The sequence below is a fragment of the Pseudomonas kermanshahensis genome (assembly GCF_014269205.2).
In the GTDB taxonomy this organism is placed as follows: domain Bacteria; phylum Pseudomonadota; class Gammaproteobacteria; order Pseudomonadales; family Pseudomonadaceae; genus Aquipseudomonas; species Aquipseudomonas kermanshahensis.
In genome coordinates this window covers 5,352,681-5,368,263 of record NZ_JABWRY020000001.1, presented here as the reverse complement: position 1 = coordinate 5,368,263, position 15,583 = coordinate 5,352,681, and the positions used below count along the sequence as shown (strand labels likewise).

Sequence of the window (15,583 nt, the reverse complement as noted above, 5' to 3'; positions counted from 1 at the left end):
GGCATGAAAACTGCGAACAGGAACGGTAAGTCCCTGTCGAAGGGTCTAGTCTCTTCACTCTCCCTCCGTATTCGTCAACTTGCCCGAGGATGCCGCATGTCCCAGGAACCCAAAGCACGTGACGCCGAGGTGGCCGATTTTCGCGCCGCTGTACTGGATAAGCTGACCTACGCGGTCGGCAAGGACCCCGAGCATGCCTTCGACCATGACTGGTTCGAAGCCATTGCCCTGGCCGCGCGTGATCACATGGTCGATCACTGGATGGACCACACCCGTCAGGCCTACCGGCGCAGTCAAAAGCGGGTGTATTACCTTTCTCTGGAGTTTCTCATCGGGCGGCTGCTGTACGACAGCCTGAGCAACCTGGGCTTGCTGGACATCGCCCGTGAAGCCCTTGATGGCCTGAATGTCGACCTGGAGCGTATCCGCCTGCTCGAGCCGGATGCGGCGCTGGGCAACGGTGGCCTGGGGCGGCTCGCCGCTTGTTTCATGGAAAGCATGTCGACCCTGGGTATCGCCGCCCACGGCTACGGCATCCGCTACGAGCACGGCCTGTTTCGCCAGGCGGTGGTCGATGGCTGGCAGCAGGAGCAGACCGAAAACTGGCTGGACTTTGGCAACCCCTGGGAGTTCGAGCGCGCCGAGGTAATCTACCCGATCAGTTTCGGCGGCAGCGTCGAAACGGTGCAAGACACCCACGGCCAGCAACGGCAAGTCTGGTGGCCTGGCGAGACGGTGCGCGCGGTGGCCTATGACACGCCGGTGGTCGGCTGGCGTGGCGCCAGCGTCAACACCTTGCGCCTGTGGCGTGCCCGGGCGCTGGAAGAGCTGCACCTGGAGCGCTTCAACGCCGGTGACCATCTGGGCGCGGTCGCCGAAGTGGCCCGTGCCGAGAGCATCTCACGCGTTCTCTACCCGGCCGACAGCACCGAGGCTGGGCAGGAACTGCGCCTGCGCCAAGAATACTTCTTCGTTTCGGCCTCGCTGCAGGACCTGCTGCGACGCCACCTGAACATGCACAAGGACTTGCTCAACCTGCCCGATGCGGCGGCCATCCAGCTCAACGACACGCACCCGTCGATTGCCGTGGCCGAGTTGATGCGCCTGCTGGTCGACCAGCATGAAATCCCGTGGGAAAAGGCCTGGGAGCTGACCGTCGGCACCCTGGCCTACACCAACCACACCCTGCTGCCCGAGGCGCTGGAAACCTGGCCGGTGGCGCTGATGGAGCGCATGCTGCCGCGGCACATGCAGATCATCTACCTGATCAACGCTTACCATATCGACGCCCTGCGCGCGAAAGGTCTGCATGACTTCGACGTGCTGCGGGCGGTGTCGTTGATCGAGGAAGAAAACGGCCGCCGGGTCCGCATGGGCAACCTGGCGTTTCTGGGGTCGCACAGCGTCAACGGCGTGTCGGCACTGCACAGTAAGTTGATGAAGAGCACGGTGTTCGCCGAGCTGCACAAGCTCTACCCGCAGCGGATCAACAACAAGACCAACGGCATCACGTTCCGGCGCTGGCTGTACCAGTCCAACCCGCAGTTGACCGAAATGCTGGTTGAGGCGCTGGGCCCGGAGCTCAAGGATGACCCGGAAGGGTTGCTCGCCAACCTGGTGCCGTTTGCCGACAAGAGCAGCTTCCGCAAGCAATTCGCCGCCCAGCGCCTGCACAGCAAGCGCGCCCTGGCCAGCATCATCCAGGACCGTATCGGCGTGACGGTCAACCCGGAGGCGTTGTTCGATGTGCAGGTCAAGCGCATCCACGAATACAAGCGCCAACTGCTCAACCTGTTGCACACCGTGGCCTTGTACCAGGCCATACGCAACGACCCGGGCACCAACTGGGTGCCGAGGGTGAAGATTTTCTCCGGCAAGGCTGCGGCCAGCTATCACCAGGCCAAGCTGATCATCAAATTGGCCAACGACATCGCTCGGGTGGTGAACAACGACCCGACCGTGCGCGGCCTGCTCAAGGTGGTGTTCCTGCCCAACTACAACGTCAGCCTGGCCGAAAGCATCATCCCGGCGGCGGACCTTTCCGAGCAGATCTCCACGGCCGGCTATGAAGCATCGGGTACCAGCAATATGAAGTTCGGCCTCAATGGCGCGCTGACCATTGGCACACTGGACGGCGCCAACGTCGAGATGTGCGAGCACGTGGGGGCCGACAACATGTTCATCTTTGGCCTGACGGCGCAGCAGGTCGAGGCGCGGCGGCGAGCGGGGGATTTTGGCGCCAGTGTGGCGATTGCCGAGTCAAGTCGCTTGAACGATGTGCTTCAGTCGATTCGCAGCGGGGTGTTCTCGCCGGATGATCCCTCGCGCTATACCGGGTTGATCGATGGGCTGGTGGCGTATGACCGCTTCCTGGTGTGCGCCGATTTCGATGCCTACTGGGATGCTCAGCGGCGGGTCGAGGAGCTGTGGCATACGCCGCAGGAATGGTGGCGGATGGCGGTGCTGAACACGGCAAAGATGGGCTGGTTCTCGTCGGACCGGACCATTCGGGAGTATGCGGGGGAGATCTGGAAGGCACTGGATTGAGCAGGGGGCCGCGGTGCGGCCCATTCGCGGGGCAAGCCCGCTCCCACAGGATCTGCGTTGCCTTGAAGGCTGCGCAAAACCTGTAGGGGCGGGCTTGCCCGCGAATGGGGCGCACCGCGGCCCCAGTCGACAGCCGGCCTGGCAAAGGCTGAACTACCGACCTATTGTGCCGTCAGACAGCCCAGGCGAGTCTCATCACTCGCTAGCATCGCACTCTCCCTGTAAACTGCGGGGGTTTTTCTCCCCCTTTCCATTTCGGAGCCATACATGTCCCGCGTTACCCTGAGTCGCTATCTGATTGAGCAGACCCGCAGCAACAATACCCCTGCCGATCTGCGCTTCCTGATCGAAGTGGTGGCGCGCGCGTGCAAAGAGATCAGCCACCACGTGTCCAAAGGCGCCCTGGGCGGCGTACTGGGCAGCATGGGCACCGAAAACGTGCAAGGCGAAGTACAGAAGAAGCTGGACGTTATCTCCAACGACATCCTGCTGGAGGCCAACGAGTGGGGCGGCCACCTGGCCGGCATGGCGTCCGAAGAAATGGACAACGCCTACCAGATCCCGGGCAAATACCCCAAAGGCGCCTACCTGCTGGTCTTCGACCCGCTGGACGGCTCGTCGAACATCGACGTCAACGTTTCGGTCGGCACCATCTTCTCGGTACTGCGTTGCCCTAATCAGTACCTGAGCCAGAACGAAAGCCTCAACGAAGAAGCGTTCCTGCAGCCAGGCACCGAGCAGGTTGCTGCCGGTTATGCCATCTACGGCCCGCAGACCATGCTGATCCTGACCCTGGGCAATGGCGTCAAAGGCTTCACCCTGGACCGCGAACTGGGCAGCTTCGTCCTGACCCACGAAAACATCCAGGTACCGGCCACCACCGCCGAATTCGCCATCAACATGTCCAACCAGCGCCACTGGGAAGCCCCGGTACAGCGTTACGTGGACGAACTGCTGGCCGGTGAAACCGGTCCGCTGAAAAAGAACTACAACATGCGTTGGATCGCCTCGATGGTCGCCGACGTGCACCGCATCCTGACCCGTGGCGGTCTGTTCATGTACCCGCGTGACGCTCGCGACCCGAGCAAGCCGGGCAAGCTGCGCCTGATGTACGAAGCCAACCCGATGTCGTTCATCATCGAGCAGGCGGGCGGCGCATCCACCAATGGTTACGATCGTATCCTCGACATCAAGCCAGAGAGCCTGCACCAGCGCGTGTCGGTCATCCTCGGCTCGAAGGAAGAGGTCGAGCGCGTCACCGCGTATCACAAGGAGTAAGTCATGCTCGCACCTTGGCAGCCGTTGCTGGAGTGGTGGTTCGGTTGGGGCACCAGTCCCCAGGCCGTGGCTGACGAGAAGAGCACGCTGTGGTTCGGCAAGCATCACGATGCCGAGGCCCAGGCGCTGTTTGGCGACTTGGTCGAGCACGCCCTGGCGGGCGGGCTCGATGAGTGGCAGCAGAGCCCGCAAGGCTGGCTCGGCCTGCTGATCCTGCTGGACCAGCTGCCACGCATGATCTACCGCGACACGCCGCGCGCCTTCGAAGGCGACCGGCGTGCCCAGGTGGTGGCCATGCAGGGCCTGCAAAAAGCCTGGGATTACCAGTTGCTGCCGATCCAGCGGGTGTTCGTGCTGTTGGTGCTGGAGCATGCCGAGGTGCTGGACTGGCAAAACCTGTGCGTCGAGCGTTACCAGGTGCTGCTGGACGAGCAACCGGAGGCCAATCGCCGGTTGTTCGAGGGGTTCCTCGACTACGCCGAGCAGCACCAGCGGGTGATTGCCCGGTTCGGGCGTTTCCCGCACCGCAACCTGATGCTGGAGCGGCCGAGCACCAGTGAAGAGATGGACTTTTTGCTGGAGCCTGGCTCCAGGTTCTGATTGCCACTGGGCCTGCTGCGCAGGCCTGTCGCGACACAAAAACCGCGCCTGCATCTGCAGGCGCGGTTTTTTTGTGCCTGCCGTTGGCCAGCCGACCAATGGTGTAGGTGAAAAGGGGGGAGGGCAGGGAACCAGGGAGGGATTTTCCCGTCGAAGGTCACTGCAGGCCACTCGCCTGTATCCCCTGTTCAGGAGTGTCCTTCATGTCGTTGCGTTCCCTCGCCCTGTTGTCCCTGTGCGTCGTTCTGACCGCGTGCAGCAAGATCAACCAGGAAAACTATTCCAAGCTCAAGGCCGGTATGAACAAGGCCGAGGTCGAGCAACTGCTCGGCACGCCCACCGAGTGCTCTGGCGCACTGGGCATGAGCAGCTGTACCTGGGGGGACGAGAAGAGCTTTATCAGCGTGCAATACGCGGCCGACAAGGTACTGATGTATTCAGGGCAGGGCCTCAAATGAGGCGTGTCCACCTGCTGCTGGGGTTATGCCTGGTGATGCTGCTGGGCGGCTGCGCCACATCTGCACATGACCCGCTGGCGCCGAAAACCGCCGGCAATGTCGACCTCAAGCGCTACCAGGGCAAATGGTACGAGCTGGCGCGCCTGCCGATGCGTTACCAGGAGGGCTGCGAGCAGTCCGAGGCGCATTACAACCTGAAGCAGGACGGCACGTTTGGCGTGCTCAATCGTTGCCGCACGATCGGTGACGAATGGCTGCGCGCCGAGGGGCATGCCAACATCCAGGAGCCGGGGCATACCGACAAGCTGTGGGTCGAGTTCGATAACTGGTTCACGCGCCTGGTGCCGGGTGTGGCGAGAGGCGAGTACTGGATTCTGTACGTGGACGACCGCTACCACACGGCGATCGTCGGCAGCCCGGACCGCAAATACCTGTGGATCCTGTCCCGTACACCGAGCCTGCCAGCCTGGCAGCGCGAAAGCTTGCTGGCCAAGGCACGGCAGCAGGGGTATGACACCAGCCGGCTGATCTGGCGCACGGCTGACCAGCAGATCGTCAAGTCTCATTGATGCCATTCACGCTGTGTGGTTAGGCGCAGCACAAGGCTGCGCCTACCCTCAATTGAGCAGTTGACGCAAAACCTCGACGAACGCTCGCGCGCTTTCCTCTTCCTGCGCATGGCGCCCCTGGCGCACTACCCATTGCCCGTTGACCATCACATCGCGCACCTGGCGATCGCCGCCCGCGAACAGCCAGCGGTTGAGAATCGCATCGTCCTTTGCCGTAGCGATGTACGGGTCCTGCCCGTCGAGCACCAGCCAATCGGCTCGCTTGCCCACTGCCAACTGGCCGACCGCTTGCCCAAGTGCCTGGGCACCGCCGCTCAAGGCCGCGTCATACAGCGTGCGGCCGACCATCGGTTGGTCGCTGCGGTACAACCGGTTGCGCCGTTGATCGCGTAGCCGCTGGCCATACTCCAGCCACCGCAGCTCCTCCACCACGCTGAGCGACACATGGCTGTCCGAGCCAATGCCCATGCGCCCACCTTGTGCCAGGTACTCCACCGCCGGGAAGATACCGTCGCCCAGGTTGGCCTCGGTGGTCAGGCACAGGCCTGCCACGGCGCCACTGCGGGCCATGGCGGTAACTTCATCGGCTTCGGCATGGGTGGCATGCACCAGGCACCAGCGCGCGTTCACGTCGACATGTTCGTACAGCCACTGCAGCGGGCGGCGGCCGCTCCAGGCCAGGCAGTCGTCGACTTCCTTCTGTTGTTCGGCAATGTGGATATGCACCGGGCTGTGCGGGCTGCCAGCCTCCAGCACATGGGCGATCTGCCCTGGCGTGACCGCCCGTAGCGAGTGGAAGCACAGGCCCAGTTGCTGTGCGGGCTGCGCGGCCAGCAGGGGGGCGAGTAGTGCCTGCAGGCGCAGGTACTGCTCGGTGGAGTTGATGAACCGCCGTTGCCCTTCGTTCGGAGCCTGGCCGCCGAAACCGGCGTGGCTGTAGAGCACCGGCAGCAGGGTCAGGCCAATGCCGCTGCTGGCTGCCGCCGCGCTGATGCGCCGGGACAGTTCGGCAGGGTCAGCGTAGGCCTTGCCAGCCTGGTCGTGGTGCACGTAATGGAATTCGGCCACCGAGGTGTAGCCGGCCTTGAGCATCTCGATATACAGCTGGCGGGCGATGACCTGCAGTTGCTCCGGGGTGATCTGGCCCACCAGGCGGTACATCAGGTCACGCCAGGTCCAGAAGCTGTCGTTGGGGTTGCCCGCCACTTCCGCCAGCCCTGCCATGGCACGTTGAAACGCATGGGAATGCAGGTTGGGCATGCCCGGCAGCAGCGGGCCGGCCAGCCGTTCGGCGCCTTCGGCCGAAGCATCGGGCTCGATACGGGCCACGTTGCCATCGCTGGCGACCTCGATTCGGACATTGCTGGCCCACCCATTGGGCAGCAGGGCACGTTCGGCGAAGTAGGCGGACATCGGTGAAATCCTGTTATTGTTAACTTGTATATACATATACAGGCGTTTGCCTGCCGGGTAAACTGCGGCAAGCTACCGCTCATTCAATCGCACAAGGATCCAACGCCGTGCCGACACCTCCTGTCTCCGCGCTGGTTGCCCAGATGGGCGAGGGCCCGGCGCCGCTGTACGCGCGGGTCAAACAGATGATCATCCAGCACATCGACAACGGCAGCTGGCCGCCTCATCACCGGGTCCCTTCGGAAAGCGAACTGGTCAGCCAATTGGGCTTCAGCCGCATGACCATCAACCGCGCCCTGCGTGAGCTCACGGCCGAAGGTTTGCTGGTGCGCATGCAAGGGGTCGGCACGTTCGTCGCCGAGCCCAAGAGCCGCTCGGCGCTGTTCGAGGTCAACAACATCGCCGACGAAATTGCCGGGCGTGGCCACCAGCATAGCTGCCAGGTGATCACCCTTACCGAAGAAGCGGCCGGCTCCGAGCGCGCACTGGCGCTGGACATGCGCGAAGGCCAGCGGGTGTTCCATTCGCTGATCGTGCACTACGAAAATGGCATCCCGGTGCAAATCGAGGACCGCTACGTCAACGCAGCGATCGCCCCTGATTACCTCAAGCAGGATTTCACCCGGCAGACGCCTTACGCCTACTTGTCCCAAGTCGCCCCGTTGACCGAGGGTGAGCACGTGGTCGAGGCGATCCTAGCCGAGCCGCACGAGTGCCAGTTGCTGCAGATCGAGCGGGGCGAGCCATGCCTGCTGATTCGCCGCCGCACCTGGTCCGGTCGCCAGCCGGTCACCGCTGCGCGGTTGATCCACCCCGGTTCCCGTCATCGCCTTGAAGGACGTTTCAGCAAATGAGCCAGATGCAGGTGTTGCGTGCGCAGGGGTACCCGCGCATGCCGTGGAAGAACGGCGGTGGCTTTACCGAGGAAATCACCCGCGACAGTGGCGAGGGCCTCGATGGGTTCGGCTGGCGTCTGTCGATTGCCGATATCGAAGAGTCAGGCGGGTTCTCGTCGTTCACCGGTTACCAGCGGATCATCACCGTGCTGGAGGGTGATGGCATGCGCCTGTTGGTCGATGGCCAGGCCAGTCGGCCGCTGTTGCCGTTCGATGCCTTTGCGTTTGCTGGCGAAAGCCAGGTCAGTTGCAAGCTGCTAGGTGGGGCGATTCGTGATTTCAACCTGATCTATTCGCCGCAGCGGTATCGGGCGCGGTTGCAGTGGCTCGATGGTACCCACCGGCTGTTCAGCTCGGCGTCGACGCTGTTGTTGTTTGCGTCCAGTAGCCAGGTCGAAGTGGCAATGGCGGGGCGTGAGATGCAGCGGCTGGGGTTGTATGACTGCCTGCGGCTTGAGGGTAACGATGAGTTGCTGGGGCTGGAGGTTCAGGGGCGTTTTTGCCTGATAGAGCTGACAGCGCGCTGAGGGCTCGCCAGTAGATTTTTGGCGCCTGTGAGATCGAGCGCCGCCCGCGCGGCGCATCGCGAGCAACGCTCGCTCCTACGTTTGTTTTTGGCCAGTAACACCTGTAACAGACGCACGCGATCGCCTTTGCGCATGGCGCGATATCGCGTCGAACAAACAAGGCGGTCGCGCGCGTTTGCCCCAGGAATAATTGGCCCGAAACAAACGTAGGAGCGAGCGTTGCTCGCGATGCGCCGCGCGGGCGGCGCTCGGTCTATGCACCACCGCACAACTCAAGCCAGGAGCGAACAGGTCCAAATATTTTGGTTGTCCATGCTTGTACATACAAGTAAAGGTGTGTTTGTATATTGACCACGACACACCTGCCCGCGGACGACCGCAGAGGACCCTTCCCGTGACCGACAACAACAAATACCGTGACGTTGAAATCCGTGCCCCACGTGGCAACAAGCTGACCGCCAAAAGCTGGCTGACCGAAGCGCCACTGCGCATGCTGATGAACAACCTCGATCCGCAGGTCGCCGAAAACCCGAAAGAACTGGTGGTCTACGGTGGTATTGGTCGCGCTGCCCGCAACTGGGCCTGCTACGACAAGATCGTCGAGACCCTGACCCGCCTGGAAGACGACGAAACCCTGCTGGTGCAGTCGGGCAAGCCGGTCGGCGTGTTCAAGACCCACAGCAACGCCCCCCGCGTACTGATCGCCAACTCCAACCTGGTGCCGCACTGGGCTAACTGGGAACACTTCAACGAACTGGATGCCAAGGGCCTGGCCATGTACGGCCAGATGACCGCCGGCAGCTGGATCTACATCGGCAGCCAGGGCATCGTCCAGGGCACCTACGAAACCTTCGTCGAGGCCGGCCGCCAGCACTACGGTGGCAGCCTGAAAGGCAAGTGGGTACTGACCGCAGGCCTCGGCGGCATGGGCGGCGCCCAGCCACTGGCCGCGACCCTGGCCGGCGCGTGCTCGTTGAACATCGAATGCCAGCAGAGCCGTATCGATTTCCGTCTGGAAACCCGCTACGTCGACGAGCAGGCCACCGACCTCGACGACGCCCTGGCACGCATCGCCAAGTACACCGCCGAAGGCAAGGCCATCTCTATCGCCTTGCACGGTAACGCCGCTGAAATCCTGCCTGAGCTGGTCAAGCGTGGCGTGCGCCCGGACATGGTCACCGACCAGACCAGCGCCCACGACCCGCTCAACGGCTACCTGCCGGCCGGCTGGACCTGGGAGCAGTACCGCGACCGCGCGCAGACCGAACCGGCTGCGGTGGTCAAGGCTGCCAAGCAGTCCATGGCTGTGCACGTACAGGCCATGCTCGATTTCCAGAAGCAGGGCATCCCGACCTTCGACTACGGCAACAACATTCGCCAGATGGCCAAGGAAGAGGGCGTGGCCAACGCCTTTGATTTCCCAGGCTTCGTACCGGCCTACATTCGCCCGCTGTTCTGCCGCGGCGTAGGCCCGTTCCGCTGGGCCGCGCTGTCTGGCGAAGCCGATGACATCTACAAGACCGACGCCAAGGTCAAAGAACTGATCCCCGACGACGCCCACCTGCACCGCTGGCTGGACATGGCCCGCGAGCGCATCAGCTTCCAAGGCCTGCCAGCGCGTATCTGCTGGGTCGGCCTGGGCCTGCGCGCCAAGCTGGGCCTGGCGTTCAACGAAATGGTCCGCAGCGGCGAGCTGTCGGCGCCGATCGTGATTGGCCGCGACCACCTGGACTCCGGTTCGGTATCGAGCCCCAACCGCGAAACCGAAGCCATGCGTGACGGCTCCGACGCCGTCTCCGACTGGCCGTTGCTCAATGCCCTGCTCAACACCGCCAGCGGCGCCACCTGGGTGTCGCTGCACCACGGCGGCGGCGTAGGCATGGGCTTCTCGCAGCACTCCGGCATGGTCATCGTCTGCGACGGTACCGATGAAGCCGCCGAGCGCATCGCCCGCGTGCTGACCAACGACCCAGGCACCGGCGTTATGCGCCATGCCGATGCCGGCTACGACATCGCCGTCGATTGCGCCAAAGAGCAAGGCCTCGACCTGCCAATGATCACGGGCTGATCGCTGCACTTTGAGAGATACTGAACAACAAGAAGGGGCCTGCGGGCCCCGACAGAATGGAGTAGCGAAGTGACCGAACTGACCCTCAAGCCTGGCACCCTGACCCTGGCCCAGCTGCGCGCGATCCACGCCGCACCCGTGCGCCTGCGCCTGGATGCCAGCGCCGACCAGCCGATCAACGACAGCGTTGCCTGCGTCGAACAGATTCTTGCCGAAGACCGCACCGCCTACGGCATCAACACCGGTTTCGGCCTGCTGGCCTCGACCCGCATTGCCAGCCATGACCTGGAAAACCTGCAGCGCTCGCTGGTGCTGTCCCACGCCGCCGGCATCGGCGCGCCGTTGGACGACGACCTGGTGCGCTTGATCATGGTGCTCAAGATCAACAGCCTCAGCCGTGGTTTCTCCGGCATCCGCCGCAAGGTGATCGATGCCCTGATCGCCTTGGTCAACGCCGAAGTCTACCCACACATCCCGCTCAAAGGCTCGGTCGGTGCTTCCGGCGACCTGGCACCGCTGGCGCACATGTCGCTGGTGCTGCTCGGCGAAGGCAAGGCGCGCTACAAGGGCCAGTGGCTGTCGGCCACCGAAGCCCTGGCCGTTGCTGGCCTGGAACCTCTGACCCTGGCCGCCAAAGAGGGCTTGGCCCTGCTCAACGGCACCCAGGCGTCCTCGGCCTACGCCTTGCGCGGGCTGTTCTACGCCGAAGACCTGTATGCCGCCGCCATTGCCTGCGGTGGCCTCACCGTGGAAGCGGCGCTGGGCTCGCGTTCGCCGTTCGATGCACGGGTACATGCCGTGCGTGGCCAGCGTGGCCAGATCGACACCGCCGCGTGCTTCCGCGACCTGCTGGGTGAAACCAGCGAAGTCTCGCAATCGCACAAGAACTGCGACAAGGTCCAAGACCCGTACTCGCTGCGCTGCCAGCCACAGGTCATGGGCGCTTGCCTGACCCAGCTGCGCCAGGCTGCCGAAGTGCTGGGCATCGAAGCCAACGCCGTGTCCGACAACCCGCTGGTGTTCGCTGCAGAAGGTGACGTGATCTCGGGCGGTAACTTCCACGCCGAACCGGTGGCCATGGCTGCTGACAACCTGGCCCTGGCCATCGCCGAAATCGGCTCGCTGAGTGAGCGCCGCATTTCGCTGATGATGGACAAACACATGTCCCAACTGCCGCCGTTCCTGGTGGAAAACGGTGGGGTCAACTCCGGCTTCATGATCGCCCAGGTCACCGCTGCTGCGCTGGCCAGCGAGAACAAGGCGCTGTCGCACCCGCACAGCGTCGACAGCCTGCCCACCTCGGCCAACCAGGAAGACCACGTATCGATGGCCCCGGCGGCGGGCAAGCGCCTGTGGGAAATGGCCGAGAACACCCGTGGCGTGCTGGCCATCGAATGGCTGGGCGCTTGCCAGGGCCTGGACCTGCGCAAAGGGCTGAAGACCTCCGCCAAGCTGGAGCAGGCGCGTCAGGCGCTGCGCAGCGAAGTGCCGCACTACGACCGCGACCGGTTCTTTGCGCCGGATATCGAGAAGGCTGTCGAACTGCTGGCCAAGGGCAGTCTGACCGGGCTGTTGCCGGCTGGGGTTCTGCCTAGCCTGTAATGCCTTTGGGGCCGCGTTGCGGCCCATTCGCAGCACAAGGCTGCTCCTACAACGGCAACGCTTTCCCTGTAGGAGCAGCCTTGCGCTGCGAAAGGGCTGCAACGCAGCCCCCTCGATCTCACGACCACAAAAACAAAATTAGGACGTGACATGCAACAAGCTCAAGGTCTCAAGCGCGGGCTATCGGCCCGGCACATCCGTTTCATGGCGCTCGGCTCCGCTATCGGTACCGGGCTTTTCTACGGTTCCGCCTCTGCCATCCAGATGGCCGGCCCCGCCGTGCTGCTGGCCTACCTGATCGGCGGCGCCGCCGTGTTCATGGTCATGCGCGCCCTCGGCGAGATGGCCGTGCACAACCCGGTCGCCGGCTCCTTCGGCCACTACGCCACGACCTACCTCGGCCCTATGGCCGGCTTCATCCTCGGCTGGACCTACGCCTTCGAAATGGTCATTGTCGCCATCGCCGACGTGACCGCCTTCGGTATCTACATGGGCTTCTGGTTCCCTGAAGTGGCCCGCTGGATCTGGGTACTGGGCATCGTCTTCCTGATTGGCGGCCTGAACCTGTGCAACGTCAAAGTGTTCGGCGAAATGGAATTCTGGCTGTCGCTGCTCAAGGTCGGCGCCATCGTCGCGATGATCCTCGCCGGCCTCGGCATCATGGCCTTCGGCTTCAGCCAGGTGGGCACCGGGCATGCCGTCGGCTTGAGCAACCTGGTCGAGCATGGCGGCTTCATGCCTAACGGTGTCGGCGGCCTGATCGCCTCCTTCGCGGTGGTCATGTTTGCCTTTGGCGGTATCGAAATCATCGGCGTGACCGCCGGTGAGGCCAAGGACCCACAACGGGTCATCCCCAAGGCCATCAATGCCGTGCCACTGCGCATCCTGCTGTTCTACGTGCTGACCCTGTTCGTGCTGATGTGCCTGTACCCGTGGCCGCAGATCGGCAGCGAAGGCAGCCCGTTCGTGCAGATCTTCAGCAACCTGGGGATCGGTTCGGCAGCGGCAGTGCTGAACGTGGTGGTGATTTCCGCTGCGATTTCGGCCATCAACAGCGACATCTTCGGCGCCGGCCGCATGATGTATGGCCTGGCCCAGCAAGGCCACGCCCCGCGTGGTTTCAGCAAGCTGTCCAAGCACGGCGTGCCGTGGATGACCGTGGTGGTCATGGGCGCGGCGCTGCTGGTTGGGGTGTTGCTCAACTACCTGATCCCCGAGAACGTGTTCCTGCTGATCGCTTCGATCGCCACCTTCGCCACTGTGTGGGTGTGGCTGATGATCCTGGTCACTCAGGTCGCCATGCGCCGCAGCATGAGCCGCGAAGAAGCCGCGCAGCTCGCGTTCCCGGTACCGTTCTGGCCCTATGGCCCCGCCATGGCCATCGCGTTCATGGTGTTCATCTTTGGCGTGCTCGGTTACTTCCCGGATACCCAGGCCGCGTTGTTGGTCGGTGTCGTCTGGGTGGTGTTCCTGGTCGCGTCCTACCTGCTGTGGTGCAAGCCGCGGGCAGGGCAGGGCAAGGCGGCCCAGGCGCCGGCCGAGCTGCACCGCTAGTACAGGAGATTTGCAAATGAGAACCCTCTGGCAGCACTGCCATGCGGCAACCATGGTGGACGGGCGTTACGCGATCATCGAGGACGCGGCGATCGTCACCTGCGCCGGGCTGATCGAATGGATCGGCCCCCGCAGCGAGCTGCGGCCGGTCGAGGCTGAACGTACGGTGGACCTGGGCTACGCCTGGGTCACCCCTGGCCTGATCGACTGCCACACCCACGCCGTGTTCGGTGGCAACCGCAGCGGCGAGTTCGAGCAGCGCCTGCAAGGCGTGAGCTATGCCGAAATCGCGGCGCAAGGCGGCGGCATCGCCAGCACCGTGCGGGCCACCCGCGCGGCCAGCGAGGATGAGCTGTTCGCCAGTGCTCGCCAGCGGGTTCAGGCGTTGATGCGCGATGGCGTGACCACGCTTGAGGTCAAGTCCGGCTACGGCCTGGACCTGGCCAACGAGCGCAAGATGCTGCGCGTGGCCCGGCGCCTGGCCGACGAATTGCCGCTGGCGGTGCGCGCCACCTGCCTGGCGGCCCACGCCCTGCCGCCGGAGTACGCTGGCCGGGCCGACGACTACATCACCCACATCTGCGACGAGATGCTGCCGGCCTTGGCCGCAGAGGGCCTGGTGGATGCCGTGGATGCCTTCTGCGAACACCTGGCGTTCTCCCCGGCCCAGGTCGAGCGGGTATTCATCAAGGCGCATGAGTTGGGCCTGCCGGTCAAACTGCATGCCGAACAGTTGTCGTCGCTGCACGGCTCCAGTTTGGCTGCGCGCTACCAGGCGCTGTCGGCCGATCACCTGGAGTTCATGACCGAGGAAGACGCCATTGCCATGGCCGCGGCCGGCACTGTCGCCGTGCTGCTGCCGGGCGCCTTCTACTTCCTGCGCGAGACCCAACTGCCCCCGATGGAGGCCTTGCGCCGCCACGGGGTGAAAATTGCCCTGGCCAGTGACCTCAACCCCGGCACTTCGCCAGGGCTGTCGCTGCGCCTGATGTTGAACATGGGCTGCACGCTGTTCCGCATGACCCCCGAAGAAGCCCTGGCCGGCGTGACCACCCATGCCGCTACGGCCCTCGGCCTGGGCGACAGCCACGGCTCGCTTGAAGCCGGCAAGGTGGCCGACTTCGTCGCCTGGCACATCGAACGCCCTGCCGACCTGGCCTATTGGCTCGGCGGCGACCTGCCCAAGCGCGTGGTGCGCCGGGGCCATGAACTTTCCAACTGAGCGAGGCGCAATGGACAAGGTACTGAGTTTTCACCAGGGCCGCCTGCCCCTGCTGATCAGCATGCCCCACGCCGGGCTCGGCCTGACTCAAGCCGTGCGTGAGGGCTTGGTCGACCAGGCGCAGAGCCTGCCCGACACCGACTGGCACATCCCGCGCCTGTACGATTTCGCCCGTGAGCTGGGTGCCAGCGTGGTGGCGGCGGAGTATTCACGCTTCGTCATCGACCTGAACCGCCCGGATGACGACAAGCCGCTGTACGCCGGGGCCACCACGGGGCTGTACCCGGCCACGCTGTTCGAGGGTGAGCCACTGTTCAAACACGGCAAGGAACCCTCCGCGGACGAGCGCAAGGCCTACCTGGAACAGATCTGGCGGCCTTATCACGAGACGATCCAGCGCGAGCTGGCGCGCCTGCGCGAGGCGTTCGGCTACGCCTTGCTGTGGGATGCCCACTCGATCCGCTCGCTGATCCCGCACCTGTTCGACGGCAAGCTGCCGGACTTCAACCTGGGCACCTTCAACGGCGCCAGTTGCGATGCCGAGCTGGCCGAGCGGCTGCAGGGGGCGTGCGCTGAGGCACAGGGTTACAGCCATGTGCTGAATGGGCGCTTCAAAGGCGGGCATATCACCCGGCATTACGGTAACCCGGCCGAGCACATTCATGCTGTGCAGCTGGAGCTGGCGCAGAGTACCTACATGGAAGAGGTGGAACCCTTCGCGTACCGCGAAGACCTGGCGCAGCCGACCCAAGCGGTGCTGCGCGCGCTGCTTGAGACACTGCTGGCCTGGGGCCGGGAGCGCTACGGAAAGTAAGCGGATGTCGAGCGGCGCAGCGCGCCGCTCAACGG

The 15,583-nt window shown here is 64.0% G+C and carries 13 protein-coding genes; 12 read left to right on the top strand and 1 reads right to left on the bottom strand.

The genetic code is table 11. The annotated features are described in order from the left end of the window. The first annotated feature begins 96 nt into the window (after positions 1 to 96). From HU764_RS24010 to HU764_RS23990, 5 genes are all read left to right on the top strand, one after another. Positions 97 to 2,547 carry a glycogen/starch/alpha-glucan phosphorylase gene (locus HU764_RS24010; protein ID WP_186702437.1) on the top strand — a complete coding sequence of 817 codons (2,451 nt, stop codon included), beginning with the start codon at positions 97 to 99 and terminating at the stop codon, positions 2,545 to 2,547. 267 nt (positions 2,548 to 2,814) lie between these two features. Next, complete coding sequence (locus HU764_RS24005) at positions 2,815 to 3,825, top strand: class 1 fructose-bisphosphatase (protein WP_027592388.1); 1,011 nt, start codon at positions 2,815 to 2,817, stop codon at positions 3,823 to 3,825. 3 nt (positions 3,826 to 3,828) lie between these two features. Next, positions 3,829 to 4,425, top strand: a complete 597-nt coding sequence (locus tag HU764_RS24000) for a DUF924 family protein (protein WP_186677170.1) — start codon at positions 3,829 to 3,831, stop codon at positions 4,423 to 4,425. Between the two features lie 203 nt (positions 4,426 to 4,628). Continuing rightward, on the top strand, positions 4,629 to 4,883 hold the full coding sequence (bamE, locus tag HU764_RS23995) for an outer membrane protein assembly factor BamE domain-containing protein (RefSeq protein ID WP_079230016.1): 255 nt from the start codon (positions 4,629 to 4,631) through the stop codon (positions 4,881 to 4,883). Further along, entirely contained in the window at positions 4,880 to 5,452 is a 573-nt protein-coding gene (locus tag HU764_RS23990; RefSeq protein WP_186677171.1) for a lipocalin family protein, read from the top strand. Before bamE ends, HU764_RS23990 begins: the two co-directional genes overlap by 4 nt. A gap of 48 nt (positions 5,453 to 5,500) precedes the next feature. On the opposite strand, the gene HU764_RS23985 is transcribed toward HU764_RS23990, so the two are convergent. Beyond that, positions 5,501 to 6,865 carry a formimidoylglutamate deiminase gene (locus HU764_RS23985; RefSeq protein WP_186677172.1) on the bottom strand — a complete coding sequence of 455 codons (1,365 nt, stop codon included), beginning with the start codon at positions 6,863 to 6,865 and terminating at the stop codon, positions 5,501 to 5,503. 143 nt (positions 6,866 to 7,008) lie between these two features. Between HU764_RS23985 and hutC the strand changes: the two genes are divergently transcribed. From hutC to hutG, 7 genes are all read left to right on the top strand, one after another. Then, entirely contained in the window at positions 7,009 to 7,719 is a 711-nt protein-coding gene (gene hutC, locus HU764_RS23980) for a histidine utilization repressor (protein WP_172960436.1), read from the top strand. Next, positions 7,716 to 8,288, top strand: a complete 573-nt coding sequence (locus HU764_RS23975; protein WP_186702436.1) for a HutD/Ves family protein — start codon at positions 7,716 to 7,718, stop codon at positions 8,286 to 8,288. The genes hutC and HU764_RS23975 overlap by 4 nt, the downstream gene beginning before the upstream one ends. 394 nt (positions 8,289 to 8,682) lie before the next feature. Further along, positions 8,683 to 10,356: a urocanate hydratase gene (gene hutU / locus HU764_RS23970; protein ID WP_186677180.1), complete on the top strand. Its 1,674-nt coding sequence runs from the start codon at positions 8,683 to 8,685 to the stop codon at positions 10,354 to 10,356. A gap of 69 nt (positions 10,357 to 10,425) precedes the next feature. Continuing rightward, complete coding sequence (gene hutH / locus HU764_RS23965; protein ID WP_027592396.1) at positions 10,426 to 11,958, top strand: histidine ammonia-lyase; 1,533 nt, start codon at positions 10,426 to 10,428, stop codon at positions 11,956 to 11,958. A 150-nt stretch (positions 11,959 to 12,108) separates the two neighbouring features. Beyond that, entirely contained in the window at positions 12,109 to 13,512 is a 1,404-nt protein-coding gene (locus HU764_RS23960; RefSeq protein ID WP_027592397.1) for an amino acid permease, read from the top strand. 16 nt (positions 13,513 to 13,528) lie between these two features. Continuing rightward, positions 13,529 to 14,734: an imidazolonepropionase gene (gene hutI / locus HU764_RS23955; RefSeq protein ID WP_186702435.1), complete on the top strand. Its 1,206-nt coding sequence runs from the start codon at positions 13,529 to 13,531 to the stop codon at positions 14,732 to 14,734. A 10-nt stretch (positions 14,735 to 14,744) separates the two neighbouring features. Next, positions 14,745 to 15,548, top strand: coding sequence for an N-formylglutamate deformylase (hutG, locus tag HU764_RS23950; RefSeq protein WP_099455569.1), 804 nt, complete (start codon positions 14,745 to 14,747; stop codon positions 15,546 to 15,548). The last annotated feature ends 35 nt before the right edge of the window (positions 15,549 to 15,583 follow it).

Bases quoted from the DNA above. Each gene is read 5' to 3' on its own strand.
- hutG (WP_099455569.1), top strand. From the start codon at position 14,745: ATGGACAAGGTACTGAGTTTTCACCAGGGCCGCCTGCCCCTGCTGATC.
- HU764_RS24005 (WP_027592388.1), top strand. From the start codon at position 2,815: ATGTCCCGCGTTACCCTGAGTCGCTATCTGATTGAGCAGACCCGCAGC.
- hutI (WP_186702435.1), top strand. From the start codon at position 13,529: ATGAGAACCCTCTGGCAGCACTGCCATGCGGCAACCATGGTGGACGGG.
- HU764_RS23960 (WP_027592397.1), top strand. From the start codon at position 12,109: ATGCAACAAGCTCAAGGTCTCAAGCGCGGGCTATCGGCCCGGCACATC.
- HU764_RS23985 (WP_186677172.1), bottom strand. From the start codon at position 6,865: ATGTCCGCCTACTTCGCCGAACGTGCCCTGCTGCCCAATGGGTGGGCC.
- HU764_RS23975 (WP_186702436.1), top strand. From the start codon at position 7,716: ATGAGCCAGATGCAGGTGTTGCGTGCGCAGGGGTACCCGCGCATGCCG.
- HU764_RS24010 (WP_186702437.1), top strand. From the start codon at position 97: ATGTCCCAGGAACCCAAAGCACGTGACGCCGAGGTGGCCGATTTTCGC.
- hutC (WP_172960436.1), top strand. From the start codon at position 7,009: ATGGGCGAGGGCCCGGCGCCGCTGTACGCGCGGGTCAAACAGATGATC.
- HU764_RS24000 (WP_186677170.1), top strand. From the start codon at position 3,829: ATGCTCGCACCTTGGCAGCCGTTGCTGGAGTGGTGGTTCGGTTGGGGC.
- HU764_RS23990 (WP_186677171.1), top strand. From the start codon at position 4,880: ATGAGGCGTGTCCACCTGCTGCTGGGGTTATGCCTGGTGATGCTGCTG.
- bamE (WP_079230016.1), top strand. From the start codon at position 4,629: ATGTCGTTGCGTTCCCTCGCCCTGTTGTCCCTGTGCGTCGTTCTGACC.